This is a genomic window from Streptosporangium vulgare (genome assembly GCF_042428775.1).
Taxonomy (GTDB): Bacteria; Actinomycetota; Actinomycetes; order Streptosporangiales; family Streptosporangiaceae; genus Streptosporangium; species Streptosporangium vulgare.
In genome coordinates, this window is sequence record NZ_JBHMBS010000122.1 from 1 (window position 1) to 908 (window position 908).

The window sequence follows — 908 nt, forward strand, 5'->3', positions numbered from 1 at the left end:
CGGACGCTGGTCAGGGCGTTGGGGCAGTTGCAGGTTCGTGGTATCGCGGTTGATTGGGATGCGTTCTTCGCTCCGGCTCGGCCGGTGCGGGTGGATCTGCCGACGTATGCCTTCCAGCGGGAGCGGTTCTGGGTGGCGGCGCAGGTCGAGGCCGGGGACATGGACGCGGCCGGTTTGGAGGCGATCGATCACCCGTTGTTGAGTGCGGTGACGGAGGTCGCGGGCGGGGAGTCGGTGCTCTTCAGTGGTCGTCTGTCGGTGGCTGCGCAGCCGTGGCTGGCTGATCACGTGGTCAACGGGACGGTGATCGTGCCGGGGACGGCGTTGGTGGAGCTGGCCGGTCGGGCGGGTGAGGAGCTGGGCTGTCCGCTGGTGCGGGAGTTGACGTTGCAGGCTCCGCTGGTGCTGGCCGATGAGGGCGGCGTGCGGGTGCAGATGGTGGTCGGCGCGCTGCAGGAGTCGGGGGGGCGGCCGGTGGCGATCCACTCGCGAGCCCATGACGCGCAAGCGTGGACGTTGCACGCGCAAGGCGAGCTCGCCGAGCGGGCCGACACCGAGCCGGGGTTCGCGGTGGCGGTGTGGCCGCCGGCGGACGCGGTGGCGGTGGCGGTGGAGGACTTGTACGAGCGTCTGGGTGAGATCGGCCTGGAGTACGGGCCCATCTTCCAGGGGTTGGCGCGGGCGTGGGTGCGGCCTGGGGAGGTGCTGGCCGAGATCGTGTTGCCTGAGCAGGCGCATGCTGATGCGGCGCGGTTCGGGGTGCATCCGGCCCTGTTGGATGCGGCGTTGCATGCCAGTGCGCTGGGTGATCTGTTGCCGGCTCCGGAGCCGGGGCGGCCGTATCTGCCGTTCGCCTGGAGCGGGGTGTCGGTCCACGCGGTCGGCGCCACCACCCTGCGCGTCAGAGC

At 71.0% G+C, this 908-nt stretch carries 1 protein-coding gene; it reads left to right on the plus strand.

The genetic code is table 11. The features are described 5' to 3' along the window. Positions 1-18: 18 nt before the first annotated feature. Positions 19-908 (plus strand): polyketide synthase dehydratase domain-containing protein (locus ACFFRH_RS44265; protein ID WP_386164201.1); only part of this gene is annotated, 890 nt, incomplete at its 3' end.